This is a genomic window from Falsirhodobacter xinxiangensis (genome assembly GCF_004959935.1).
In the GTDB taxonomy this organism is placed as follows: Bacteria; Pseudomonadota; Alphaproteobacteria; order Rhodobacterales; family Rhodobacteraceae; genus Falsirhodobacter; species Falsirhodobacter xinxiangensis.
On record NZ_SMYN01000008.1, the window covers coordinates 117,848 to 143,728 of the forward strand.

The following is a 25,881-nucleotide window of genomic DNA, read 5'->3' on the forward strand; positions in this document are numbered from 1 at the left end:
TTTCAACCCTATCGCGCGAAACCGCTGACCTGCGGCAACCATGTGGACAGCCACGGCACGAAGGTCAGGATCAAAAGCGCCACCATCGCCGCAAGGAAGAAGGGCGGCATTTCCCGGATCAGCGCCGAGGGCCGCTGTTTCGTGGCCGAGGCGACGACGAAGATCAACTGCCCCACCGGCGGCGTCATCAGCCCGAAGGTCAGGTTCACGATCACCACGATGGCGAAATGGTCCGGCGCGATCCCGAGGCTGTAGGCGATGGGCGCAAGGATCGGCACGAGGATCATCACCCCGGGCAGTGGGTCCATGAACATCCCGAAGGCCAGCAGCAACAGGTTCACCATCAGAAGGAACGCGATGGGCGACAGGTTCATCGCGATCACGCTGTCCGCCATCGCCTGCGGAATGCCTTCGATGATCAGCACCCATGCAAAGGCGCGGGCGGCGGCAAGGATCATCAGCACCGCCACCGACATGATGGCCGACCGCAGGCACGCCCCCCAAAGATCGCGGAACGAGAACCCGCGATAGATGAAGGCGCTGGCGATCACGGCATAGAAGACGGCGACGACCGAAGCCTCGGTCGGGGTGAACAGCCCCGCGCGGATACCGCCGACGATCAGCACGATCAGCGCCAGCGCCGGAAGCGCCGCCACCGTGTTGCGCACCATCTGCCCGGCGGGCGGGCGGGGTTCCAGACTGCGATAGTCGCGCTTGCGGCTGATCCACCAGTTCACCCCGGCGATCAGCGCGGCAATCAGCAGCCCCGGCAGCAGACCCGCCATGAACAGCGATCCGACCGACACGTTGCGGTCCTGCAGCGCATAGATGATCATGGTGATCGACGGCGGGATGATCGGATCGACCACCGCCACCGAAATCGTCAGCGCCCCGGCATAGGCCTTGGAATAACCGCTACGCTCCATCATCCGGGCCATCATCGCGCCCGGCCCGGCAGCCGATGCCAGCGCCGATCCCGAAATCCCCGCGAACAGCGTCCCGGTCAGCACGTTGGCGTAGCCCAGACCCCCGCGGAAATGCCCGACGAATTGCGACGCGAACCGCAGCAGCATGCGGGAAATCGCGCCCGTGGACATGATCTCCGCCGCAAGAATGAAGAACGGCACCGCCAGCAGCGGAAAGCTGTCGAGGCCGGTGAACATCTCTTTCACCACGACGACCATCGGGTATTTCCCGACGATGGCGACGGCGGCAAAGGCGGAAATGGCAAGCCCGAAGGCCACCGGAACCCCCATGATCAACAGGATCAGAAAGGTCGCGATCATGATCTCAGCCAAGGGCGGCCTCGTCCGATTGTTGAAGGCCCGCGCGCAGGTAATCCGGCGCGATCAGGGCAAGGTGGACGATCATCAGCACGAACCCCGTGGGCATCGCGGCATAGATCCATTTCATCGGCACCTGAAGCGCCGCCGATTTCTGCACCGACATCCGGCCCATGTAATCGAGGCCGACCCAGACCATGAAGGCGAAGAAGCCGAACAGCACCAGCAGGATCGCCCCGCGCAGCACCCGCTGACCCGTTCCCGGCAGCGCGTCCTGCGCGTTGGTGATGGCGGCATGCGCCCCCTCGCGCAGCGCAAGCCCGCTGCCAAGGAAGGTGAGCCAGATCATCGAATACCGCGCAACCTCGTCGGCCCATGTCAGCGAATTGCCGGTCAGATACCGGCCCGCCACGTTCCAGCCAAGGATGAGGCACATCGCCATCAGGCCGATGACCAGCACCGCCCCGTTCAGGGTCACGAAGGCATTCTCGATCCGGCGCATGGGTTATTGAACCGCCTGGATGCGGTCCATCAGATCCTTGCCGAACTGCGCCTCGTAAGCCTTGTAGGGTTCGGCCAGCGCGTCGCGGAAGACGGCTTTCTGTTCGGGGGACAGCTCGTTCACTTCCATGCCGCCTTCACGCAGCGCCGCGACGCCCGAAGTGTCCACATCGTCGACATAGGCGCGCATCGCGACGACCGCGTCATCGGCGGCCTTTTCGAACGCGGCCTTCTGCGCGTCGTCCAGCCCGTCCCAGAAGATCGGGGAGACAAGGATGATGGTCGAGGAATAAACGTGACCGTCCAGCGTCAGGTAATCCTGCACCTCGGCCAGCTTGGCGGAAACGATGACCGACAGCGGGTTTTCCTGACCGTCGATGGCGCCCTGTTCCAGCGCGCCGATCACCTCGGGCCATGCCATCGGGGTCGGGGCGGCGCCAAGGGCGCGGAACGCCTCCAGATGGACCGGGTTTTCCATCGTGCGGATCTTCAGCCCCGCAAGGTCGGCGGGCGTTTCGACCGCGCCGCGGTTGGAGGTGATGTGGCGAAAGCCCTGCTCGCCCCAAGCCAGCGCGTGCAGCCCTGCGGTTTCGAACTTGGCCAGCATCTCGTCGCCGATCTCGCCATCCAGCACGGTGCGGGCATGTGCCTTGTCGCGCAGCAGGAACGGCACGCCCAGAACGCCCACTTCGGGCACGAAATTCGCCAGCGTGCCGTCGGATGCGATGGTCATTTCGACCGTGCCAAGCTGCAGCCCTTCCAGCACCTCGCGCTCGCCCCCCAGACCGGAGGACGGGAAGTGGCGGAAAGTGAACTGGTCGCCAAGGCTCTCGGTCAGGGATTTCTCGAACGCTTGCGCGCCTGCGCCATAGTGGCTGTCGGTGGCCAGCGCATAGCCGATCTTGATCTCTTGCGCGGTGGCCGGCGCGGCCAATGCGGCAAACAGCATGGCGGCGTGGAAATGCTTCATCGGATGTCCCTTCCCCTTTGTCCCGGCGGATGCCTTAACGCGACAGCGGACCGGATTGCAATGCCGCAGGGGTCTTTGCGGGAAGATAATGACCGGAAGTGGCCGCGCATTGATATTTGATTGCGCGGCCAGCCGTCGTCAGGCGGCGCGGCGGCGGATCAGGCCGAACGCGACAAGGCCCGCTGCCAGCAGCGGCAGGCTGGCGGGCAGCGGCACGGGGGCCGGGGGCGCGAGCTGGCCGGTCAGGAACTGGTTGCTGACGGTGATGACGTTCTCGGCATTCGGCGGGAAGTCATGTTCGATGATATACCATTCGACCCCGGCCAGTTCCGCGGCAGGCAGGATCGCGGACCAGTCCAGAACGCCCTCGCCCACGGCGGCGAACATGGCGGGCGGGGTGCCGCCCGTGGTCGGCCCCGGCTCGGTCGCGACATCCTTGGCGTGGACCGAGATCACCTGCCCGGCCAGCTTGTTCAGCATCTCGACCGGGTCCACCCCTGCGACATGCGCCCAGGCAAGGTCCAGCTGCGCCTTGACCAGCGGGCCTGCGGATTCCAGCAGGATCTCCAGCGCGGTGCGGCCGTCGAACTCCTCCAGCTCCCATGCGTGGTTGTGATAGGCAAGGCGCATCCCGGCATCGTCCAGCGTGTTCGCGATGCCGCCCAGTTCCGCGCCCAGCGTCGCCCAGCCCGCCGCATCGGTCGGACGGCCCGGCACGTTCGGCAAAACGATGGTATCGTTGCCGATGGCCTTGTTGTAGGCGATCACGTCATCCAGATTGTCGCGCAGTTCCGACAGCCCGACATGCGCGGAAATCGCGCTCAGCCCATAGCTTTCCAGCAGCGCGCGGGCGTCTTCGCCGGTCGCGCCCAATGCACCTGCGGTTTCGACATATTTGATCCCGGCGCGTTCGACTGCTGCCAGACGTTCCTCGACGGTGCCCGCATCGCGCAGGGTATAAAGCTGCACGCCGATGGGCAGATCCACCGTGGCGGCCTGCGCCATCTGTCCGCCAAAGGCGAATGTCGCGGCAACGGCCATTAGGCCATATTCAGAAATGGTCATTATTTTCCTCCTCCGGTTGTTAACACTTTGCCGAAGCGAAAGACGCAATCGAAAACCCTGCGGCAAACAGGGTTTGCCAGCATATTCAGGCGATTACGCAGCTGTTCGCTTGAACCCGATCCTTGAATGCCCGCATCGCGAATCCTCCTCGATTCACCATGCAAACGATTACATCAATTTTGCGCGATTCAGATTTTTCAGGCAAGCGATTTTATTAATCAATGCGGCAATTCAATGCCGGCCAATCCAGCCATCCGCACCTTCAAGGGTCTGGAATTCGTCCAGCGCGCGTGCGGTCATTCCCCGATCGCGCAGCATTCTGGAAAGATTACTTCCCGGCGGCAATTCCACCGCCGCCGTGCAGCCGCTTTCCTCCAGACCGATCATGCAGGCCTCCCATTCGACGGTCTGGCAAAGCTGGCGAGACAGCGTGTCGATGGCGCGGTCCCGCGACAGGACGGGCGCGCCGTCGATGCCCGCCAGAACGCGGCGTGCCGGGGCGCGGAAGTCCGCAGCCTCCAGCGCGCGGCGAAACACAGGCATCGCGGGGGCCATCAAGGGCGTGTGCGAGGCGACGCGCACCTGCAAGGGCGTGACCGACGCGCCCATCGCGGCAAGACGCTCGCAGGCAGCATCGGCGGCGCTCGCCTCTCCGGCCAGCACCACCCGGTCGGCGCCGTTGCGGATCGCGACATGCACGCCATCGGGCAGCACTGGCACGACCCCCCGCACCGCCACCATCCTTTGCGGCAGGTCCGATGCCGCGTCCATCGCCTCGGCCCGGACGCGCGCCAGACGCAGCACCTCGGGCACCGTCAGCGATCCGGCGAAGCCATAGGCGGCAAGCTCGCCGATGCTGTAACCCGCGCAGACCTCGGCCTCGGGGTCCAGCACCGCTGCCGCCGCCAGTTCCAGCGCGCAGACCAGCGGCTGGGCCAGGGCGTTTTCGAACAGCCGGTCGCCCGCGTTCAGGATGCCGTCCAGCGGCAATCCGACCACCTGTTCCAGTGCCGCGAAGACCGGGGCCGCTTCGGGATAGGGCAGCAGCCTTCGCAGCGCCTCGGCCCCTTGGGCGGACTGGCCGGGAAACAGCAGGCCCAGCATCAGCAGATGCTTCGCAGGAACATAGCGCAGGCCAGCATGTCCGCCGATCCGCCGGGCGAGAGGTTCCGCGCGACGCAGCTTCGGTGCAGCGCCGCGGCCCGTGCGCGCCAGTCGTGGGCATGAACCCCGCCCGCCGCAAGGAACGCGCGCGCGCCGGATTGCACATGGGCCAGCCCCGCCGCCCCGCCCCGGTGCAGAAGGTTGGTATCCTCCAGCACCGCCATCGAGGCGAACAGCGCCTGCACCGGACCTGCCTTCATCGCGGGCAGGACGACATGGCGCAGATGCGGAAACCCCTCCGCCGCGTGAATCCGTGCACCGGTCGCCCCGTGGCGGCGGATTGCGGCGGTTCCGTTGCTGGCGCGCGCCGGCATGGCCCGCAGCGCGTCGCCCCAGTTGTGGGCGACGGCCATGCAGACGGCATCGGGGGTCGGCGATGTCATCCGTCCCGCAGCCGCCGCCAGAAGCCCAAGGCTGAAGATCGCGCCCCGATGCGTGTTGACGCCGCCCGTGGCCGCCATCATCCGCGCCTCGGCCTCGATGCCAAGGCGCTGCATTTGCGGAAAATCCGTCGCGGTCGAGATCGCGACGAAATATCCGCGCAGGGCGAACAGGCTGCGCATGAAGGTGCCGATGTCCATGTCCCGATGCGCGCCATTGTCCACCGGGCTGACGAGGCCGGGTTTGGGATGCAGCATCACCTCGGCATGGAGGGCGCGGATGGCGGCGCGTCCGATGCTGACCCCGGCGATGGGAAGCTGGCGGGTCATGCCGCCTCCAGCCAGGGGCCGCCATGGCCTTTGACGATGCGCCGCGCCGCGCCGTATTCGCGCAAGGCCACCGCGCGACCGTCCGGCAGCAGCACCTCGCCATCCAGACGCGGGATTTGCGGCAAGGCCAGCACCGCCGGGACCAGCGCGGGATCGGCGATCAGCAGGTCCAGATCCGACCCCGCCCGCAGGTATGGCAGCCCCGTCAGCGCCTGCCATGCCGCCGAGCCATAGACTCGCATCGCCCCGATGGCGCGAAGCTGCGTCAGGCGATCTGCCCATGGGGCGTGGTCGATCTCGTCCAGACCGGGCGGGGGGCGCAGGTCGGTCAGGCGGTCCAGCGGCAGGTGCAGCCCGATGCGCCGTTTGTCGGGCGTGGCAAGGCCCAGCCGCACCGTGCCCGGATCGTCGCCGGGATGCGAGGCGGCGACGACGAACCACCGCCCCGCCGCCGCCCAATCGCCCGCCTCGCCCGGAAGCGGTCCCGACACGCGGGCGAAGCTGTGGCGGTCAGGCCGCATCGCCGCGCACGTCGGCAGACACCCGGCGCGCAAGGGTGCGCCCGCCGCGCTGCTCGCCCAGGGTGCGGCGGGTGTCGGGGCCGGGGTCCTCGGCCAGCGCCCTTTCCAGACAGGCAGCCAGATCGCCTTCCCAGATCCCGCGCACAGCGCCCATCGCGATGTAATTCTCCACCCCCGGTGCGAAGACGGCCGAGCTCTGCGACAACTCCTCCAGCCGCTCCAGCGGGATCTTGGTCACGCGCGACATGGCGGGCAGGTTCATCACCTTCACCTCGGCTTCGGGCAGCGCGTAACAGGCATCGGCCAGCATGGACGACGACAGGAAGCCCGCGCTGACCGCCTCGCCATAGACCAGACCGATGATCCTGTGGCCACGCCCCCGCGCATGATCCAGGCATTTGGCCAGATGCGCGATATAGGCGTTCAGGCAGATCGTTTCGTCCCGGCGGCTCATCTTCTGGCCCAGCGTATCGACCAGCAGCAGGATCGGGCGGCCCGGATGATCGCGGCAGATGCGCAGCACCTCGCCCGCCATGCGGTGCGACAGGGCGGCCCCGATGGCAGCGCGGTCGCGGGTGCCGATGACAGCCACATCGCCCGCGGGTCCGGCGAAATAGTCGCCGTCGAAGGCGATGTCATGCCCGTTCGGAAAAAGCTGTGGCAGCAGATCGTCGATCTTCATGCAAGTTTTCCTTCGATGGCGGAAAGGAAATCGTCCGTGTCCAGAAGCGGCAGGCGCGCGGGGGTTTCGATGCCAAGGTCGGCCCAGATGTCCAACGCATCCTCGGCGGCGCCGAAGCGGTCCAGACGCGCGCCGAGCAGGGCATGTTCCGCTTCGACATCCAGCGGCACCGGGTCCAGCCGGATCGCGGCGCGGAAGGCGGCGATGTCGTCCGGGACCAGAACCGCCTCGCCGAAGATCGCGCGGTTCTTGCCGCCGGTGACGCGCCAGACCAGCGCGCGGTCGGCGGCGTCGAACTCCTCGACCCCCATCGTCGTCTCGATCACCTCGGGGCCGGACAGGCCAAGGCGGGCATCTTCGGACATGATCAGCCGGTCGCACAGGCAGGTGGCGATGCCCATGCCGCCGAAGACGCCCACGCGCCCGCCGTTCAGCACGATCACCGGAACGCCCGCACCGCGCAGGGCAAGGATCGCGCGCATGATTTCCGACACCGCGATCAGGCCCGCATTCGCCTCGTGCAGCCGCACGCCACCGGATTCCAGCAACAGCAGCACAGGCGCGCGTTCGTCCAAAGCGCGTTCCAGCAGGCCGGTGATCTTGGCGCCATGCACCTCGCCCACCGCGCCGCCCATGAACGCGCCCTCCTGCGCCGCGATCAGCATTGGCGCGCCCTCCAGCGTGCCGCGTCCCACGGCCACGCCATCGTCGAAGGCGGCGGGCTGATTCAGCTGCGCCAGATGCGGGCTGGTGATCCGCGCCTCGGGCGGGACGAATTCGGTGAAGCTGCCGGGATCGAGCAGCCCGGCGATCCGTTCCCGCGCGGTGGCTTCAAGCCAACTGGTCATGCGCCGCCCCCCGTATGATCCGAAAGCGCCTGATCCAGCCGCAGCGCGACCACGGCGGGCGTCGCGCCCGCATCGTTGATCGACACGCGGATGTCGCCCACCTGCCAACGCGCAAAGACATCGGCCAGCACCGCCTGCCAGATCGCGCCGAAACCGACCGCTGCCGTCTGCACCTCGACCCGGACGCGCCCGCCAAGGTCGGCGGGCTCCACCAGCACCTCAAGGTTGCCCGACCCCAGAACCCCGGTCAGCGTGGGGCGGTTGCGCGGGGCCACCGGCGCGCCGCCGTCGAATTCATACTCCAGCCGTTCCATCACCAGCTCCTGAATTTCGCGGGGGGATCGTAAAGCCCGCCCGATGCCCGGACGAGGTCCTTCATCGACTTCGCCGCCAGAAGATCGCGCGTCGCCAGTTTCGGGTCGATCCCGATATCGGCGGGGCGGCGGATCACGCCCCGGTCACGCAGGTTTTCCACCGCCCGCTTGTCACGCGCCAGCCCCACGGGGGTATAGCCCGCAACGCCCCGGATCGCCTGTTCGCGTTCTTCGGGGGTGCGGCACAGCAGCAGGTTGGCGATGCCTTCTTCGGTCAGGATATGGGTAACGTCGTCGCCATAGATCATCACCGGCGGCAGATCGAGCCCCGCCTGATCGGCCAGTTCCCACGCGTCCAGACGGTCCACGAAGGCGGGGGCCATGTGTTCGCGGAACGTCTCGACCATCTGCACGACCAGCTTGCGGCCGCGGAATCCGTCCTGCCCCGCCTCGCGCCCCGCGCGCAGCCAAGGCTCGGTTCCGTGTCGCCGCCCCCGCGCGTCCGACCCCATGTTTGGTGCACCGCCGAACCCCGCGATCCGGCCCAGCGTCGCGGTCGAACTGTTGCCCTGCAAGTCGATCTGAAGGGTCGATCCGATGAACATGTCGCAGGCATAGAGCCCCGCCGTCTGCGACAGCGCCCGGTTCGACCGCATGGACCCGTCCGGCCCGGTGAAGAACACGTCGGGGCGGGCGCGGATATAGTCCTCCATCCCCAGTTCCGACCCGAAGGAATGCACGCTTTCGACGAATCCCGCCTCGATCGCCGGGATCAGCGCGGGGTGGGGGTTCAGCGCCCAATGGGTTGCGATCTTGCCGCGCAGGCCAAGGCTTTCGGCATAGGTCGGCAGCAACAGCTCGATCGCCGCCGTGTCGAAGCCGATGCCGTGGTTCAGCCGCCTCACCCCGTATTCGGCATAGATGCCCTTGATGGCCATCATCGCCATCAGCACCTGAATTTCCGAAATCTGCGCTGGATCGCGGGTGAACAGCGGCTCGATGTAATGCGGTTTCGGGGATTGGACGACGAAATCGACCCAATCGCCGGGGATGTCCACGCGCGGCACCGCGTCCACGATCTCGTTCACCTGCGCGATGACGATGCCGCGGCGGAAGGCCGTCGCCTCGACGATCACCGGCGTATCCTCGGTATTGCCGCCGGTATAGAGGTTGCCGTTGCGATCCGCCGCCGCCGCACAGACAAGGCTGACGCGCGGGGTCAGGTCGGTGAAATAGCGCCCGAACAATTCCAGATAGGTGTGGATCGCGCCGATCTTCAACTGCCCCGAGGAAAGCAGCCTTGCCAGACGCGCCGCCTGCGGGCCAGAGAAGGAAAAGTCCAGCTTCGACGCGACGCCCTTTTCGAACACGTCCAGATGGCTGGGCAAGGCCAGCACCGATTGCACGATATGCAGACCATGCACATCCGCCGGGTCCAACGCCGCCAGCGCCTTGGCCAGAAAGTCCGCCTGTTTCTGGTTGTTCCCTTCGATGCAGACCCGGTCGCCCGGTTCGATCACCCGCGTCAGCAGCGCACCGATATCGCCGGGGGCCACGAGCTTGCCGCGCGCAAGGCCCGCAGCACGGTCCATCCGCGCGGCGCGGTTCTGGCCAAGGCGGTTCCATTCCTTCATCGCGCACCCTCCGCTGTTCTGGGTCAGCGTATTGCAAACACCCCTCGCCAATCAACTATGTATTTTATTGACCGCCGCTGATTGCTGTGTGCATACATAAGGACGCCGAAGGAGCATGAGCATGTCCGAACCGGAAGGCCCGCTGAGCGAACGCATCCGTCTGTCGCTGATGGACGACATCTCGACCGGCGTTCTGGCACCCGGGACGGTGCTGGACGAATCCTCGCTGGCCGAAACCTTCGGCGCATCCCGCACCCCCGTGCGCGAGGCGCTGCGTCAGGTCGAAGCGGCGGGCCTGATCGAGATTCGCCCCCGCAAGGGCGCGGTCGTCCTGCCGATGACCCTGCCCCGACTTCTGGAGATGTTCGAGGTCACCGCCGAGATCGAGGTGATGTGCGTGCGCATCGCCACCCACCGCATCACCGGGGCCGAGCGGGCAAAGCTGACCGACCTGCACGATGCATCCCGCGCCGCAGCCGATACCGGCGATTTCGCCGCCTATGACGAGTTCAACCTGTCGTTCCACGAAGGGCTGTATCACGCGACGCATAACGGGTTTCTGGTCGAACAGGCGCTGGCCCTGCGCGCGCGCCTTCTGCCGTTCCGCCGCACGCAGCTGCGATACCCGGACCGGCTGGCCACGTCCCATGCCGAGCACGGCGCCATCCTGCGCGCCATGACGCGGGGCGAACCGGACGAGGCCGCCCGCGTCATGCGCGAGCACATGCTGAACGCCGGAACCGCGCTGGCCAGATACCTGAGGTTCGACGACTGAGACACACACCCCCGGTTGGGAGGCCGGGGCAAAGGGAGGGGAATATGTCCGCACAGATGGCAACCATACTGGGCCTTGGGGTGATGTTCGTCATCGCCACCGCCCTGCCGATCAACATGGGGGCGCTGGGCTTTGCCTTCGCCTTCCTGATCGGCACGATCTTTGTCGGGATGAGCGCGAACGACATCCTTGGCGGCTTTCCGGGCGATCTGTTCGTCACGCTGGTCGGGATCACATACCTGTTCGGCATCGCGCAGAACAACGGCACCGTGGATTGGCTGGTCCAAGCCTGCGTGCGCGCGGTGCGGGGGCGGATCTCGGCGATCCCGTGGGTGATGTTCGGGGTGGCGGCGCTGCTGACGTCGATCGGCGCTGTCAGCCCGGCGGCAGTGGCGATCATCGCACCCATCGCGCTGCGCTTCGCCATGCAATACGCGATCAACCCGCTGCTGATGGGGATCATGGTGATCCACGGCGCGCAGGGCGGCGGCTTTTCCCCGATCAGCATCTATGGCGGCATCACCAATCAGGTGGTCGAACGCGCAGGGCTGCCGGGGAACGAGATGTCGCTGTTCCTTGCCAGCCTGATCTTCAACCTTGCCATCGCGGCCATCGCCTTCTTCGTGCTGGGCGGGCATCGCGGCGCGCGGATTGCGGCGAACGGCAATGGCAGCGCCTTCGGCCCGGGCGTATCGGTGGACATCCGCGGCCATGGCGGGCACGAGGCCGCCGATCTGCATGATCGCACGCGCGAACTGGCCGAGGTGCAGCCCTCGGGGCGGCCCGACATGGAACAGACGCTGACGATGATCGGCCTTGGCTCGCTGGCGGTGCTGGCGCTGGTCTTCAGCCTGAACGTCGGGCTGGTTGCGATGTGCGTCGCGGTGGTGCTGGCGCTGGTCTGCCCGCGCGGACAGAAGGGCGCGATCGACAAGGTCGCGTGGTCCACGGTGCTGCTGATCGCAGGCGTCATCACCTATGTCGGCGTGCTGGAGGAAGCGGGGGCCATCGATTATGTCGCGAACGGGGTCGCATCCTTGGCCGTGCCGCTGCTGGTCGCGCTTCTGCTGTGCTATATCGGCGGGATCGTGTCGGCCTTCGCATCCTCGGTCGGCGTTCTGGGCGCGACCATTCCGCTGGCGGTGCCGTTCCTGATGACGGGCGACGTGGGAACCCCCGGCATGATCGCGGCGCTGGCGGTGTCCTCCACCATCGTGGACGTGTCGCCCTTTTCGACCAACGGCGCGCTGGTCGTCGCCAATGCGCAGAATGTCGACAAGGACCGCTTCTTCCGCACGCTGCTGATCTATAGCGCGCTGATCGTGGCGGCGGGTCCGCTGCTGGCATGGGCGGCCTTCGTCCTGCCCGGCTGGATGTAGGCGCTTGACTTGGGGCGGCGGCCCGACAGACTGCCGCCCATGAGCCAACTCTCGACCCTTCAGGTCTATCTTCGCGCCATCGGCCAGTTGCGCCGCGAACGGTGGCTGGCCGGATCGCTGGCCGGGTCGGGCGTGCTGGTCGCCTGCGTGCAGCTGGCGGAACCGATCCTTTTCGGGCGGATGGTCGATACGCTGGCCACCGGGTCGGGTGCGTTTGGGGTGATCGCGCTGTGGGCGCTGTTCGGGCTGGTCGGGATCGCCGCATCAGCCGTGACGGCCATCGCCTCGGACCGGCTGGCGCATCGCACACGGCTTGCATCCATGTCCGAGGCGTTTTCCCGCGCGATCACGCTGCCGGTGTCCTATCACGCCGAAAAGGGGTCCGGCACCGTCATCCGCACCCTGCTGGCCGGAAGCGACGCGCTGTTCGGGCTGATGCTTTCGGCGCTGCGCGAGCAGTTGACGGCGATCACGGGACTGATCCTGCTGATCCCCACGGCGCTCAGTCTCGATGCGCGGATGACGGCGGTGCTGGCGGGGCTTGGCGCCGTGTATTTCGCGCTGAACACCTTCGTCATCCGCAAGACCCGCGCCGGACAGGCCGAGGTGGAGGCGCATTCCGGCAGCCTGTTCGGGCGCGTGGGCGACGTGATCGGCAACGTGACCGTCGTGCAATCCTATGCCCGCCTGCGGCTGGAGATGGAGGCGCTGGGCACGCTGACGGAAAACCTTCTGCGCGCGCAATACCCGGTGCTGACATGGTGGGGCGTGCTGTCGGTGCTGACGCGGACGGCGGCGACGATCACCATGGTCATCGTCTTTGCCACCGGCGCGCTGCTGGCGCAGGCGGGCGAAATCACGGTGGGCGAGATCGTGTCCTTCGCCGCCTTCGCCGGGCTGATGATCGGCCAGCTTGACCGCCTTGCCGGGTTCGTGAACGCGATCTTCCGCCAGACGCCGACGCTGCGCAACTTCTTCGCCCTGCTGGACGCACAGGGAGAGGTGGCGGACACCCCCGGCGCGCGCGCCCTGCCCCAGCCGGTGCGCGGGCATGTGCGGTATCGCGGGGTCAGTTACCGCTTTCCGGGGTCGGATCAGGGCGTCTTCGACATCGACTTCGAGGCAAGGCCCGGCGAGACGGTCGCGCTGGTCGGCCCCACCGGGTCGGGCAAGACGACGACGCTGGCGCTGTTGCAACGCCTGCGCGCGCCCGATGCCGGGGTGATCGAGATCGACGGGCAGGACGTCGCGGCCACGACGCTGGCCTCGCTGCGCGACGCGACGGCGGTGGTGTTTCAGGAGGCGGGGCTGTTCTCGCGCTCGATCGCGGAGAATATCCGCGTGGGCCGCCCCGGCGCCAGCGATGCCGAGGTGGCCGACGCCGCCCTGCGGGCCGAGGCCGCCGATTTCATCGCCCGCAAACCCGGCGGCTACGGCTTCGTCATCGGCGAGCGGGGCACCGCTTTGTCGGGTGGCGAACGGCAACGGCTGGCCATCGCCCGCGCGGTGCTGAAGAACGCGCCGGTCCTGATTCTGGACGAGGCGACATCCGCGCTGGACCCCGCGACCGAGGCACGGATCAAGCGCGCCATCGATGCGCTGCGGGCGAACCGCACGACGCTGATCATCGCGCACCGGCTTTCGACCGTGGCGGATGCCGACCGCATTCTGGTGATGGATGGCGGGCGCATCGTGGAACAGGGGCGTTTCGCCGAACTGGTCGCCAAGGGCGGGCTGTTCGCGGAACTGGTGGCCGAGGGGCAGATCCACGAACCTGCCCCCTGAAGCCTATTCCGCCGCGAAATGGCCGATCATATAGCTTTCGGACCCGATCTCGGTCACGCGGCCCTTCACCTCGTGGGTTTCCAGATCCACGATCCAGACCATGCTGGAATTATGCCCGTTCTTGGGCGGCGCGCCGGTGATCGCGGCAAAGCGATTGTCGGGCGTGATCGCCACCCCGCGCGGGCGCGAAGGGTCGTCCGATCCGGTCGATAGCGGGATGCGGGCGATGGTCGCATCCTCGCCCGCCAGCGCCTTGGCGACGTCGATGATGTCGATATTGTTGGTGCGGAAGTTGGTGGTCACGATGCGCGTGCCGTCCGGGGTGAAGGCAGCAACGAAGGGGCGCGAGGGTTCCGCCGGATCGTCGGTGCCGACGCGGATGCGCGCGACCTCGGACGTGGCCGGGTCCTGCCCCGCTTTTTCCACGTCGATGATGGAAATGGTGTTCGCCTCTTTGCCATCCTTCGGATTCTCGCGCGAGGCTTGTGCGACCAAGGTGCCATCGGGCGAGGTGGTGATCCCGAAGCCCCCCGCCTCGACCGGGACGCGGCCGATCTCGGCCCCCGGCTCGCCCGCGACGGCCTTGGCGATGTCGATCACCGACACGTCGTTCGTGCCGCCATTTGCGGTGAAGATCAGCCCCTGCGGCCCGCCAAGGGGCGAGGCCGTGACGCCGTTGCTGTCGGGAAAGCAGCCGAAGCGTTCGTCGGGGGCCGATTTCGGCAGCTCGGCCGGGGGGCAGCCATCGGTGCCGACCGCCTGTTCGACCTTGTGGATCACGCGGCCCGCCGCCAGATCGACGATGTTGATGTGATGGCCGCCATCCTCGATCCCCTCGGCCTCGGCATGGGCCAGCGCGCCGTGCTTGCCATCGGGCAGAAGCGCAAAGCCGGTCGCGCCGAAGCCTTCGCTGGCGATCCAGCCTTCCACCGCGTGCAGCGTCTCGTTGGCCTCGGGGTCCAGTGCGCGGGTCAGGTCCACCACCGTGACCGATCCGGCATGGCCGTGCTGGAACTCCTCGGCCAGCAAAGCGGGCGTCGCGCCGGAATGGTTGGAGATATAGGCCCGTTTGTGATCCGGCGCGATCGTCACGATGATCGGCTGGCCGGATGCGATCTGCGTCTCGCCATCCACCTCGATATCGGGGGTCACGCGCAGACGGTTCACCACCGCGTTCGGCGTTCCGTCATTGGCCGGGTCCATCGCGCGTTCAAGGTCGATGACCAGCACCACATTGTCCCAGCGTCCGCTGGCAAGGAAGTAATCTTTCGCCATCGCAGGCGTTCCCAGGGCCGTCGCCGCAAGCAGCGCGGATATCATCATTCGCGACATTTCGGTCTTCCCTCCCTGCTCCTGCCTCCCCGCAGGAGCGATGCCGGAATGGGGTTCCGGCGCCCTCAGCCGCCGCGCAGCGCGCCCTCCAGCACCCGCGCGACGTGAATCGCATCCCGTCCCGCCCCGTCATGGATCTGGTGGCGGCAGCTTGTGCCGTCGGCCACGACCAGATCGCCCACCGCCGCCTTGCGCACGGCGGGCAGCAGCGACAACTCTCCCATCGCTTTGGACACCTCGATATTCTCGGCGGCATAGCCGAAGGCGCCCGACATGCCGCAGCAGGAACTTTCGATCATCCGCACGTCCAGCCCCGGCACGGATCGCAGCACGGTTTCGACCGCGCCCATGGCGTCGAAGGCCTTCTGGTGGCAATGGCCGTGGACATGCGCGACGCGGCCCTGCTGGTCGGCCAGCGGCAGGTCGGGCTTGTCGGCGGCCAGCAATTCTTCGAACAGCAACGCCTTGCCGTGGATGAAATCAGTGTCCGGCAGCAGGGCCGTCATCTCGTCGCGGAAGGTCATGATGCAGGACGGCTCCAGCCCCACGACCCGCGCCCCGGCTTCCACCAGCGGGCGCAGCGCGTCGAGGCTGCGCTTCGCTTCGGCCCGCGCGGCGTCCACCTGCCCCGCCGAAAGATAGGTCCGACCGCAGCACAGCGGCCGCGAGACCGGAACGCGGTGCAGCCGGTATCCGGCGGCGATCAGCACCCGCTCGGCGGCCTCAAGGTTCTCACGTTCGAAATATCGGTTGAACGTGTCGCCGAACAGAACCAGATCGCGCCCGTCGCCCACCACCTGCGCCGCGCCCGCGCCTTCGCGCCACGGCCTGCGCCATTTGGGCAAGGTTCGCTCTGCCGAAAAGCCCAGCATCCGTTCCGACAGCCGCGCCAGCGCCGGGATGCGGTCGCGCAGGTTCAGGATCGGCGCGATCCGCGCGGCGAAAGGGGCATAGCGTGGCAGGTGGGCGACCAGCCACTCGCGCCAGGGCAGCCCGTGCTTTGCGTGATAGTGGTGCAGGAATTCCACCTTCATCCGCGCCATGTCCACCCCCGTCGGGCAATCGCGCTTGCAGCCCTTGCAGGACACGCACAGATCCATCGTCTGCTTCATCTCGGGCGAGGTGAAGGCGTCCGGCCCGAGCTGCCCCGAGATCGCCAGCCGCAGCGTGTTCGCTCGGCCCCGCGTCACATGCTGCTCGTCCTTGGTCGCGCGATAGGAGGGGCACATGGTGCCGCCCGCCAGCTTGCGGCAGGTGCCGTTGTTGTTGCACATCTCGACCGCGCCGCCGAAACCGCCCCAATCCGACCAGTCCAGCGCGGGTTTGTGATCCACGGCATAGCCCGGTTTGAACCGCATCAGGCTGCGGTCGTCCATCCGCAACGGGCGCACGATCTTGCCGGGGTTCAGGCGGTTTTCGGGGTCGAACGTGTCCTTCACCGTCTCGAACGCGCGGGTCAGCTTCGATCCGAACAGCGGCTCGATATATTCCGAGCGGGAGATGCCATCGCCATGCTCGCCCGAGAAGCTGCCCTTGAAGCGGCGCACCAGATCGGCCGTCTCGTCCGCGATGGCGCGCATCTTCGCCGCGCCCTCTGCGGTCTTCATGTTCAGGATCGGGCGCACATGCAGACACCCGACCGAGGCATGGGCATACCACGTCCCCACCGTGTCATGCCGCGCGAACAGGTCCGTCACCGCGTCGGTGTAATCGGCCAGATGCTCCAGCGGGACGGCACAGTCTTCGATGAACGAGACGGGCTTCCCCTCGCCCTTCATCGACATCATGATGTTCAGGCAGGCCTCGCGCACCTCCCACACGGGTTTCTGGCGGGCGGGTTCGACCACCTCGACCACCGCATCCGGGAAGCCGTGATCGGACATGCATTCGTCCAGCCGTTTCAGATCGCGGCGCAGCGCGTCCAGATCGTCGCCCGCGAACTCCACCAGCAAAAGACAGTTCGGCTGCCCCCGCGTGATGTCGCCCAGCGTTTTCACGAACAGCGGGATGTCGGCGCCCAGCACCAGCACGTTGTTGTCCACCAGTTCCACCGCCACGGGGCCAAGATCGACCAGATGGCGCGTCGTCTCCATCGCCGAGCGGAAGCTGGGGAAATGGCACACGCCCATCACGCGGTGCGTCGGCAGGGTGGACAGTTGCAGCGTGATGCCGGTGGACAGCGCCAGCGTGCCTTCGGACCCGACCAGCAAATGCGAAGGGTTCGGCACATCGGGCAGCAATTCGTCAAGGTTGTAGCCCCCGACGCGGCGCTGGACCTTGGGAAAGATCGCCCCGATCTCGGCCCGGTGGCTGCGGGCAAGGGCGGTCAGGCGGCCCATCGCCGCGCGCATCCGCCCCTGCGGCGCATTGGTGCCAAGGTGGAACCGTTCGCCGTCGTGCAGCAGCCCGTCGATGGACAGGATATTGTCCACCGTCTTGCCGAAGCGCAGCGATCGCGCACCGGACGAATTGTTGCCGACCATCCCGCCAAGGGTGCAGCGGGTGGCGGTGGACGGCTCCACCGGAAAGAACAGCCCGTCCTTCTTCAGAAACCCGTTCAGCGTGTCCAGCACCGTGCCGGGCCGCACCCGCACCGTCCGCGCCGCCGGGTCGTAATCCGTCACGCCCCCGAACGCGCGCGAGAAGTCCAGCACCAGACCGCTTCCGATGGGCTGGCCGTTCTGCGACGTGCCGCCCCCCCGCGCGATCACCGGCACGTCATGGTCGGCGGCGATGCGCAGGGCGGCGGCGATGTCGTCCTCGGATTTCGGGAAGGCCACCGCCTTGGGCATGATCTGATAGATCGAGGCGTCGGTGGCATAGCGCCCGCGGGTGAAGGCGTCGGTGCGGACCTCTCCCTCCATCGCGGCGGACAGGGCCTGGCCGAAGGCGCGGCCCTTGGCCATGGCGCGGGCGGCGGGCGGGGGGGCGGAGATGTTCATGGCTGCCTTTCTTACTCGGTGGCCATCTTGCCGCGCATCTTTGCCAGCAGGTCCGAAATCGGCCCCCACAGCAGCAGCGTCAGCGCAAGCACGATCAGGGTGGACACGAGGCCATTGGCGGCAAACACCCCGACATCGCCGCCGGACCCCAGCATCGCCATGCGGAACGCCTCCTCGGCCCGGTCGCCAAGGACCAGCGCCAGAACCATCGGCGCCAGCGGGTAGTCCAGCTTCTTGAACACGTATCCCACGATGCCGAAGCCCAGCATCAGCCAGATGTCGAAGATGGAATTGGCGATGGTATAGGCCCCGATGGCGCAGACCATCAGGATCAGCGGCGCGACCATGCCGAAGGGCACGCGCATGATCGCGGCGAACAGCGGCACCGTCAGAAGCACGATGATCAGCCCCGCAAGGTTGCCCAGATACATCGACGCGATCAGGCCCCACACGAAATCCTTCTGTTCGACGAACAAAAGCGGCCCCGGTTGCAGCCCCCAGATCATCAGCCCGCCCAGCAGCACCGCGGCCGTGGCCGATCCCGGAATGCCCAAGGACAGCATCGGCAGCAGCGCCGAGGTGCCCGCCGCATGGGCCGCCGTTTCGGGGGCCAGCACGCCCTCCATCTCGCCCTTGCCGAAGTTGCGGCCGTTGCGGGAAAACCGGCGCGCCAGGCCGTAGCCCATGAAGGACGCGGCGATCGCCCCGCCCGGCGTCACGCCCATCCACATCCCCACAGCGCAAGAGCGCACCAGCGTCACGAAATGGCGCGGCATCTGCGCCCATGTCTTCAGCACCACGGTCATCTGGATGCGGGCGTTCTTGCCCTTGAACTCCAGCCCCTCCTCGACCGTCATCAGGATTTCCGACACGCCGAACAGCCCGATCACGACGACAAGGAAGTCGAAGCCGCGCATCAGCTCTCCGCTGCCCCAGGTCATCCGCATGTCGCCCGAGATGGAGTCCATCCCGACCGCCGCCAGCAGAAACCCGATGCAAAGCGAGATGCCGATCTTGCCCCGGTTTTCCCGCCCCATGCCGATGAAGGAACAGAAGGTCAAAAGGTAAACCGCGAAGAATTCAGCCGGGCCGAAGCGCAGCGCGAAACTGGCGACCAGCGGCGCGACCAGCGTGATCAGCAGCACGCCGCAGATCGCCCCGATGAAGGATGCGGAGAAAGCCGCGGTCAGCGCCTCGCCCGCGCGGCCCTGCTGGGCCATGGGGTATCCGTCGAAGGTGGTCGCGACGGACCACGCCTCGCCCGGGATGTTGAACAGGATCGACGTGATCGCCCCGCCGAACAGCGCCCCCCAGTAGATCGAGGAGAGAAGGATGATCGCCGATGTCGGGTCCATCCCGAAGGTCAGCGGCAGAAGGATCGCAACCCCGTTCGGACCGCCCAAGCCCGGCAGCACCCCCACGACGATGCCCAGGAGCACGCCAAGGATCATGTAAAGGATGTTGTGCATCGACAGGGCAAGTTCGAACCCCTGCATCAGTGCCTGAAAGTTTTCCATGATCCCCCCTCAATACCCGAGGGCGGTTTCAAGCGGCCCTTTCGGAAGCGGCACCTGAAACTGCAATTCGAACACCCAGAAGGCCAGCAGCGGCAGCAGGATCGCGGTGGCCAGAACCGTGACCCACCGCGACCCGCCGACGATCATCATGAACCCCGCGATGAACAGCGCCGAGGCGACATAGATGCCCAAGGGCGCGATCAGCGCGACATAGACGGCCAGCGGCACCAGCACCCGCACCACCTGCAAAAGCTGCGGCACGGTCACGAACACCTCGTCCGAGGGGCGGCGGATGGCCTGCACCAGCACCAGCACCGACAGCGCAAGGAAGATCCAGCCGACACGGGACGGGAAATATCCGCTTTCCGGCCCCAGCCCTTCGGACCATCCCGCCCCGATGCCATAGCTGTCCACCAGCACCATCGCGCCCAGAACGACCAGAACCCCCGAGATGCAGATTTCCATCGTGCGGCGCGAAATTCCGGGAACGTCCGCTTCGGGGTCCAGTTCGGCGGGCCGGACGACCGCCTCGTCGAAGTCTTCGTTGCTGTCCATTGCCGTCATCTCATCCTCCCGGCCCGGCGATCCGGGTCGTTCTTGCGGCCATCGGGGAAAGGTCGGTTACTGGACGAGGAAGCCCGCGTCGCTCAGCATGGCGCGGTGCTTTTCTTCCTCGCCCTGAAGATAGGTCACGAAATCCTCGCCCGCCCGGAATTCCGGCAGCAGCGCGCTGCGTTCGAGGTATTCCTTCCATTCGTCGGTTTCCGAAACCTTGGTGAACAGATCGACGTAATAGGCCTGCTGTTCCGGCGTCACGCCGCCCGGCAGGAAGATGCCGCGCAGCATCTGGTATTGAACGTCCAGACCCTGCGAGGCGCAGGTCGGAATGTCGTGCCAGCTTTCATCCTCGGTCACCTTTTCGGTGTAAGGCAGGGCTTCGGCGGAAAAGACGCAAAGCGGACGGGTCGCGCCGCCGCGCCAGTTCGCGACCTCCTCGGCGGGGTTGTTGGTGGTGGCGTCCAGATGCTGGCCCGCAAGCTGGGTCGACGCCTGCCCGCCCCCGGTATGCGGGATATAGATCGTGTTGATCCCGGCGGCCTTGTTCACGCCCAGCGCGATCAGCTGATCCTCGCGTTTGGACCCGGTGCCGCCAACCTTCAGCGGCGCGCCCGAAGCCTTGGCCGCCTCCACGAAATCCTGCGCGGATTGATAGGGCGCCCCCGCGTTGACCCAAAGCGCGAAGGCATCCTCGGCCAGCATCGCGACGGGGGTGTAATCCGTCCATGCCAGATCCAGCTTGGTCGTCATCGGCGTCAGAAACACCCCGGTCGAGGTGGTCAGCAGCTTCTGCGGATCGCCGGCCGAGCTTTTGATGTCCATCATCGCCTCGGCCCCTGCGGCGGCGGGCTTGTTGACGACGACGATGGGCGCCTTGGTGAAACTGTTCTTCTGGATGATGCCCTGGATGGTCCGTGCCATCTGGTCCGATGCGCCGCCGGGGCTGAACGGGACCACGATCTCGATCGGTCGTGTCGGTTCCCACGCCATGACGGGGCCGATACCCGACGCCAAGGCAACCAGCGCGATTGCAGGTCTGAACATGCTGCTCCCTCCTCCCAAAGGTGCTGCCGGCGGCTGCCTCCACTCATCCATCGGCATTAAAGACAGGTGTAGACCCTTTCAGGATTGCATTCAATATTTATGTGACAGTTACCTGCTTCTGCCGGGGTTCAGGCGCTTCGCCCGCCTCGATATTGCGCAGGACAGCCAGCTTCTTGCTGCGCAAGTGGTTGAACAATATCGTGGCAAGCTCCGCCCCGGCACGGCGGCGCAGCGCATCGAGGATCAGCTCATGCTCCCTCACCGCCGCACTCCACCGCTCGCCCCGATCATCAAGGTTGGCGGCAAAACGCACGCGCCGGATGCGGCCCATGACGGCATGGGCATTCGCGGCCAGCGCCTGATTCTGCGCCGCCATCAGGATGTGTTCATGGATCTGCTGGTTGCAGGCAAAGTAGCCATGCCGATTGCCGCGCAGGTAATGGCCATACATCTCGGTATGCAGCGCCTCGATGGCAGAAACCTCGGCATCCGTTATGTTTTCGCAGGCCAGACGCCCCGCCAGCGCCTCCAGCCCGCCCATCAGGTCGAACAATTCGCTGATGTCGCGCACGCTCAGTGCCTTCATGCGCGCGCCGCGATTCGGCAAAAGCTCCACCAGCCCCTCGGCAGCCAGCACCTTCAGCGCCTCGCGCAGCGGGGTGCGCGATATGCCGAACAGCTCGCACAGGTCCTTTTCGGGGATTCGCGCCCCATCCGGCACGCCCCCTTCGACCAGATGATCGCGAAGACGCGTCAGGATTTCCCCATGCAGGGTCGCCGGGCGATCCATGTCTATCCCTCCAGAATTCATCATCAATATAGCCGGTTTCGCGCCGGCAGGGGAAGCCACAATCCCCTCTTTGAATACATGATCGAAACCAAATCGCTTGCTATTGAACGCAAAGTGAATGCAAAATGACCCTTGATCGGCCGGAGGAGCGGCCTTGAGAGGGAGGATACCATGACCACAGGCCGCCATTTCCTGCAAATCCCGGGGCCGAGCCCGGTGCCGGAACGGATCATGCGCGCGATGGACATGCCGGTTCTGGACCATCGCGGGCCGGAGTTCCAGAAACTGGGGCAAGAGGTGCTGGAAGGCTGCAAGGCCGTGTTCCAGACCTCCGGCCCCGTCGTCATCTACCCTTCCTCCGGCACCGGCGCGTGGGAGGCGGCCATCGTCAACACCCTCTCGCAAGGCGACAAGGTGCTGATGGTCGAAACCGGGCATTTCGCGACATTGTGGAACAACATGGCGCGCAGGCTGGGCCTGAACGTCGAATTCGTCCCGGGCACATGGCGGCGCGGCGTCGATCCCGCCACCATCGAGGCGCGACTGCGCGAAGACAAGGCGCACGAGATCAAGGCCGTCGCGGTCGTGCATAACGAAACCTCGACCGGGGTGACCAGCCGCATCGCCGAGATTCGCCGCGCCATCGACGCCGCCGGCCACCCGGCGCTTCTGCTGGTGGATACGATCTCGTCGCTGGGGTCCGCCGATTACCGGCACGAGGAATGGGGCGTGGACGTCACGGTAAGCTGTTCGCAGAAGGGGCTTATGCTGCCGCCCGGCCTTGGCTTCACCGCCATTTCCGACAAGGCGCTGGCGGCGTCCAAGGCGGGCGGGATGCCCCGCTCCTATTGGGATTGGGAGGAGATGCTGAAGCCCAACGCCACCGGCTTCTTCCCCTATACCCCCGCGACGACGCTGCTTTACGGTCTGCGCGAGGCCATCGCCATGCTGCTGGAGGAAGGTCTGCCGCAGGTCTTCGCCCGCCACCAGCGCCTTGCCCTCGCCACCCGCGCCGCCGTTCAGGGCTGGGGGCTGGAGATTCTGTGTCAGGAGCCGAAGGAATATTCCCCCATCCTGACCACGGTGCTGATGCCCGACGGCCATGACGCCGACGCCTTCCGCAAGATGGTGCTGGAAAACTTCAACATGTCGCTGGGCGCGGGTCTGTCGAAACTGGCGGGCAAGGTGTTCCGCATCGGCCACTTGGGCGAAACGAACGAGTTGACCCTGATGGGCGCGCTGTCGGGGGTGGAGATGGGGCTGGCCCTTGCGGGCGTGCCGCACCAGTCGGGCGGTGCGGCCGCGGCCATGCGCGTGCTGGCCGACGCCAAGGAGGAAACGAAGGCCCGCGCCGCCTAACGCGCGCGCCGCCGGATTTCCCAGATGATCGCGCCGATCACCGCCGCCGCGATCATCACCAGTGCCAGCGCGTTCACCGCCGGGGTCAGACCCGTCCGCACCTTGGTCGCGATGAACACGGTCAGGGGCGTTTCGAACCCGCGCACGAACAGGGTCGTGTTGTAGTTCTCGATGCTCTGCAGCACGGCCAGCCCCCCTGCCGCGACCAGCGCGGGCCGCAGGAAGGGCAGCAGCACCCGGCGGAACACCATCCCGCGCGAGGCGCCAAGGCCCAGCGCCGCCTCCTCTTGCGTGCGGTCGAACCGTTGCAGCCGCGCGATCACCATCAGCATGACATAGCAGCTGATGAAGCTGACCTGCGCCACGACGATCAGCGCAAGGCCGCCCCCGACCCCCACCTGCCGCCACAGGATCAGCGTCGCGATCCCGATCACCACCCCCGGCGTCAGCAAGGGCGAGACCATGACCGCATAGGCGAAACTGCGTGCCCGCGCATGAAGCGAGGTCAGCACCAGCGCCGCCGCCGTGCCGATGGGCAGCGCCACCACGACCACCGCCACCGCAATGATCGCCGAGGTCCACAGCGCGTGCCACATCGCGGCATCGGCCCACATCGCGCGGAACCAATCCAGCGTCGTGCCCTGCCACGGGATCACGGTGGGAAAGCGGCTGGTGTTGAACGCCGCCGCCCCCATCACCAGCAAGGGCGCGAACATGAACACCGCGAAACAGGCGAGGTAGAAGATGAAAAACGCGCGCTGGATCATTTCGCCACATCCGCCAGATTGACGCGGAACAGCCGCAAGGTGATCAGCACCACCGCCAGACACAGCACCAGCAGCACCAGCGCATAGGCCGCGCCCCGGTTCCAGTCCCCGCCTTCGAAGAACCAGTTATAGATCACCTCGGTGAACCATCGGCTTCCGGGCGATCCCAGCAGCGCGGGCGCGACATAGGACCCCGCCGCCAGCATGAAGGTGAAGACGCAGCCCGTCGCGATCCCGGCCTTGGCATGCGGGATCACCACCCGCCAGTGGATGCGCCACGGCTTCGCGCCCAGATCGCGTGCTGCGTCGATCTGCGCTTTCTCAAGGCTTTCGATGGCGTTGTAGATCGGCAGCAGCATGAACAGGATATAGGCATAGACCATCCCCGCCAGCACGCCGCCATCGCCCTGCCACCGGATCGGCCGGTCGATCATCCCCGCCCATTGCAGCACCGCGTTCAGCGGCCCCCGAAAGGCCAGCAGGATGAACCATGCCAGCGTCCGCAGCACCTCGTTGATGAAGAACGGGATGATCAGCAGCAAAAGCGCGATGCCAAGCTGCCGGGGCGTCGCGTTCTGCGCCAGCCAATAGGCGATGGGATAGCAGACAACCAGCGTGACCGCCGCCACCAGCGCGCTTGCCCAGACGGTCTTGAAGAAGATCGCGCGGTGCGTCGCCTCGTTCGCCAGATACATGATGTTGTCCAGCGACCGGACGTCCCGAGGCCCGCCCAGTTCGGCGGGCGGCAGGTTGGGCCGCAGCGCGTAATCCAGCATCATGATGTTCGGCGCGACGATCATCGCCGCGACCCACAGCAGCACCAGCGTCAGGAACACCGTCGCCAGCCCGCCGCCGAACCGGGTGTAAAGCTCACGCATCGGCCAGCACCACGGCATGTTCGGGGGCGAAGCCGAAGCTGGCCTCGGCCCCCGGCGCGGGGGCGCGGGCCAGATCGGTGCTGCCGACCGAAGCGGTCAGCGCGCTGCCATCCGGCAGGCGGCCATGGACCAGCGCGAAGGCGCCCTCGAAATCCACGCGGTCGATCTGCGCGGCCAGCGTGCCGCCGCCGGGGATCAGCGCCTCGGGACGGACGAACAGCGTCGCCCCCTGCCCGGCCTGTGCCGTCCCCCGCCCGCGCAGCGCACCCATCGGCGTGTCCAGCGTGACGATCCCGCCTTCGGAGGCCGTGACGCGACCCTTGATCGCATTCGTCTCGCCCACGAAACGGGCGACGAAGGGGGTGGCGGGGTTCTCATACAATTCGCGCGGGGTCGCCACTTGCTGCAAGACGCCCGCGCTCATCACCGCGACGCGGTCCGACATGGCAAGCGCCTCGGACTGGTCATGCGTGATATAGATGAAGGTGACGCCCGTGCGTTTCTGCAAGGCGCGCAGTTCCGCCCGCATGTGCTGGCGCAGTTTCAGATCCAGCGCCGACAGCGGTTCGTCCAGCAGCAGAACGCCCGGTTCCACCGCCAGCGCCCGCGCGATGGCCACGCGCTGCCGCTGTCCGCCCGACAACTCGCCCGGCATCCGGTCGCCGTAACCTTCCAGCGCGATCAGGCGCAGCAGATCGTCCGCCTTCTTGCGGCGCTCTGCCTTGCCGACGCCCCGCGCCTCCAGCCCGAAGGCGATGTTTTCCCAGACCGGCATCAGCGGGAACAGCGCCAGCGACTGGAAGATCATCGCGGTCGGGCGCTGGTTCGGCCCGCGCCCCGCCATATCCTCGCCGCCGATCCGCACGGTTCCCTCGGTCGGGTGGATGAACCCCGCGATCATCCGCAGGATCGTCGTCTTGCCGCAGCCCGATGGCCCGAGGATCGAAAAGAACTCCCCCGGCTCGACCTTGAAATTCACGTCCGCGACCGCGCGGGTCGTGCCGAACGTCATGCCGATGCCGGACAGTTCCACCGAATGCGACATTCATCCCCCGTATGGTTG

At 66.7% G+C, this 25,881-nt stretch carries 24 protein-coding genes; 4 read left to right on the forward strand and 20 right to left on the reverse strand.

What is annotated here, in order from left to right:
- Positions 1-8: 8 nt before the first annotated feature.
- The 11 genes from E2K76_RS11685 to mdcA all read right to left on the reverse strand — a co-directional run bounded on the left by E2K76_RS11685 (position 9) and on the right by mdcA (position 9,692).
- Positions 9-1,298, reverse strand: a complete 1,290-nt coding sequence (locus tag E2K76_RS11685) for a TRAP transporter large permease (RefSeq protein ID WP_136684488.1) — start codon at positions 1,296-1,298, stop codon at positions 9-11.
- Positions 1,291-1,785, reverse strand: coding sequence for a TRAP transporter small permease (locus E2K76_RS11690; RefSeq protein WP_136684489.1), 495 nt, complete (start codon positions 1,783-1,785; stop codon positions 1,291-1,293). Before E2K76_RS11690 ends, E2K76_RS11685 begins: the two co-directional genes overlap by 8 nt.
- Before the next feature lie 3 nt (positions 1,786-1,788).
- Positions 1,789-2,754 (reverse strand): TRAP transporter substrate-binding protein, encoded by a 966-nt coding sequence (locus E2K76_RS11695; RefSeq protein WP_136684490.1) that lies wholly within the window; start codon positions 2,752-2,754, stop codon positions 1,789-1,791.
- 138 nt (positions 2,755-2,892) lie between these two features.
- Complete coding sequence (locus E2K76_RS11700; protein WP_136684529.1) at positions 2,893-3,819, reverse strand: sugar phosphate isomerase/epimerase family protein; 927 nt, start codon at positions 3,817-3,819, stop codon at positions 2,893-2,895.
- A gap of 231 nt (positions 3,820-4,050) precedes the next feature.
- Positions 4,051-4,923: an ACP S-malonyltransferase gene (locus E2K76_RS11705; protein WP_136684491.1), complete on the reverse strand. Its 873-nt coding sequence runs from the start codon at positions 4,921-4,923 to the stop codon at positions 4,051-4,053.
- Complete coding sequence (locus tag E2K76_RS11710; protein WP_136684492.1) at positions 4,923-5,693, reverse strand: triphosphoribosyl-dephospho-CoA synthase; 771 nt, start codon at positions 5,691-5,693, stop codon at positions 4,923-4,925. Before E2K76_RS11710 ends, E2K76_RS11705 begins: the two co-directional genes overlap by 1 nt.
- The gene (mdcG, locus tag E2K76_RS11715; protein ID WP_136684493.1) at positions 5,690-6,214 is read right to left on the reverse strand and encodes a malonate decarboxylase holo-[acyl-carrier-protein] synthase; all 525 of its coding nucleotides are present in this window, start codon (positions 6,212-6,214) and stop codon (positions 5,690-5,692) included. The genes E2K76_RS11710 and mdcG overlap by 4 nt, the downstream gene beginning before the upstream one ends.
- Complete coding sequence (locus tag E2K76_RS11720) at positions 6,204-6,896, reverse strand: biotin-independent malonate decarboxylase subunit gamma (RefSeq protein ID WP_136684494.1); 693 nt, start codon at positions 6,894-6,896, stop codon at positions 6,204-6,206. Before E2K76_RS11720 ends, mdcG begins: the two co-directional genes overlap by 11 nt.
- Positions 6,893-7,744 carry a biotin-independent malonate decarboxylase subunit beta gene (locus E2K76_RS11725; protein WP_136684495.1) on the reverse strand — a complete coding sequence of 284 codons (852 nt, stop codon included), beginning with the start codon at positions 7,742-7,744 and terminating at the stop codon, positions 6,893-6,895. Before E2K76_RS11725 ends, E2K76_RS11720 begins: the two co-directional genes overlap by 4 nt.
- Complete coding sequence (gene mdcC / locus E2K76_RS11730; protein ID WP_136684496.1) at positions 7,741-8,058, reverse strand: malonate decarboxylase acyl carrier protein; 318 nt, start codon at positions 8,056-8,058, stop codon at positions 7,741-7,743. Before mdcC ends, E2K76_RS11725 begins: the two co-directional genes overlap by 4 nt.
- Entirely contained in the window at positions 8,058-9,692 is a 1,635-nt protein-coding gene (gene mdcA, locus E2K76_RS11735) for a malonate decarboxylase subunit alpha (protein WP_136684497.1), read from the reverse strand. The genes mdcC and mdcA overlap by 1 nt, the downstream gene beginning before the upstream one ends.
- Before the next feature lie 121 nt (positions 9,693-9,813).
- Here mdcA and E2K76_RS11740 point away from each other — a divergent pair, with 121 nt between their 5' ends.
- Genes E2K76_RS11740 through E2K76_RS11750 form a run of 3 tightly spaced genes read left to right on the forward strand, consistent with a single transcriptional unit; the run spans position 9,814 to position 13,631 of the window.
- On the forward strand, positions 9,814-10,467 hold the full coding sequence (locus E2K76_RS11740) for a GntR family transcriptional regulator (protein WP_220432225.1): 654 nt from the start codon (positions 9,814-9,816) through the stop codon (positions 10,465-10,467).
- 44 nt (positions 10,468-10,511) lie between these two features.
- Positions 10,512-11,846, forward strand: a complete 1,335-nt coding sequence (locus E2K76_RS11745) for an SLC13 family permease (RefSeq protein WP_136684499.1) — start codon at positions 10,512-10,514, stop codon at positions 11,844-11,846.
- A gap of 39 nt (positions 11,847-11,885) precedes the next feature.
- Positions 11,886-13,631 carry a glucan ABC transporter ATP-binding protein/ permease gene (locus E2K76_RS11750; protein ID WP_136684500.1) on the forward strand — a complete coding sequence of 582 codons (1,746 nt, stop codon included), beginning with the start codon at positions 11,886-11,888 and terminating at the stop codon, positions 13,629-13,631.
- Positions 13,632-13,634: 3 nt separating this feature from the next.
- Here the strand turns inward: E2K76_RS11750 and E2K76_RS11755 are convergent, their stop codons facing one another.
- The 6 genes from E2K76_RS11755 to E2K76_RS11780 form a co-directional block, all read right to left on the reverse strand.
- Positions 13,635-14,963, reverse strand: a complete 1,329-nt coding sequence (locus E2K76_RS11755; RefSeq protein WP_136684501.1) for a YncE family protein — start codon at positions 14,961-14,963, stop codon at positions 13,635-13,637.
- 65 nt (positions 14,964-15,028) lie between these two features.
- A complete protein-coding gene (locus E2K76_RS11760) occupies positions 15,029-17,905 on the reverse strand; it encodes an FAD-binding and (Fe-S)-binding domain-containing protein (RefSeq protein WP_136684502.1) in 2,877 nt (958 codons plus the stop codon).
- A gap of 11 nt (positions 17,906-17,916) precedes the next feature.
- A complete protein-coding gene (locus tag E2K76_RS11765; protein WP_136684503.1) occupies positions 17,917-19,422 on the reverse strand; it encodes a tripartite tricarboxylate transporter permease in 1,506 nt (501 codons plus the stop codon).
- A 9-nt stretch (positions 19,423-19,431) separates the two neighbouring features.
- The gene (locus tag E2K76_RS11770) at positions 19,432-19,986 is read right to left on the reverse strand and encodes a tripartite tricarboxylate transporter TctB family protein (protein ID WP_220432226.1); all 555 of its coding nucleotides are present in this window, start codon (positions 19,984-19,986) and stop codon (positions 19,432-19,434) included.
- A 57-nt stretch (positions 19,987-20,043) separates the two neighbouring features.
- Positions 20,044-21,024 (reverse strand): Bug family tripartite tricarboxylate transporter substrate binding protein, encoded by a 981-nt coding sequence (locus E2K76_RS11775; RefSeq protein ID WP_136684504.1) that lies wholly within the window; start codon positions 21,022-21,024, stop codon positions 20,044-20,046.
- Between the two features lie 97 nt (positions 21,025-21,121).
- The gene (locus E2K76_RS11780; protein WP_220432227.1) at positions 21,122-21,814 is read right to left on the reverse strand and encodes a GntR family transcriptional regulator; all 693 of its coding nucleotides are present in this window, start codon (positions 21,812-21,814) and stop codon (positions 21,122-21,124) included.
- Between the two features lie 171 nt (positions 21,815-21,985).
- Here E2K76_RS11780 and E2K76_RS11785 point away from each other — a divergent pair, with 171 nt between their 5' ends.
- Entirely contained in the window at positions 21,986-23,173 is a 1,188-nt protein-coding gene (locus tag E2K76_RS11785) for a pyridoxal-phosphate-dependent aminotransferase family protein (RefSeq protein WP_136684506.1), read from the forward strand.
- Here the strand turns inward: E2K76_RS11785 and E2K76_RS11790 are convergent.
- From E2K76_RS11790 to E2K76_RS11800, 3 genes are read right to left on the reverse strand one after another with little or no spacing between them, the layout of a single operon-like run.
- Entirely contained in the window at positions 23,170-23,940 is a 771-nt protein-coding gene (locus E2K76_RS11790) for an ABC transporter permease (RefSeq protein WP_136684507.1), read from the reverse strand. The two genes, E2K76_RS11785 and E2K76_RS11790, sit on opposite strands and share 4 nt — an antisense overlap.
- The gene (locus E2K76_RS11795) at positions 23,937-24,818 is read right to left on the reverse strand and encodes an ABC transporter permease (RefSeq protein ID WP_136684508.1); all 882 of its coding nucleotides are present in this window, start codon (positions 24,816-24,818) and stop codon (positions 23,937-23,939) included. The genes E2K76_RS11790 and E2K76_RS11795 overlap by 4 nt, the downstream gene beginning before the upstream one ends.
- The gene (locus E2K76_RS11800) at positions 24,811-25,863 is read right to left on the reverse strand and encodes an ABC transporter ATP-binding protein (protein ID WP_136684509.1); all 1,053 of its coding nucleotides are present in this window, start codon (positions 25,861-25,863) and stop codon (positions 24,811-24,813) included. Before E2K76_RS11800 ends, E2K76_RS11795 begins: the two co-directional genes overlap by 8 nt.
- Between the last annotated feature and the right edge of the window lie 18 nt (positions 25,864-25,881).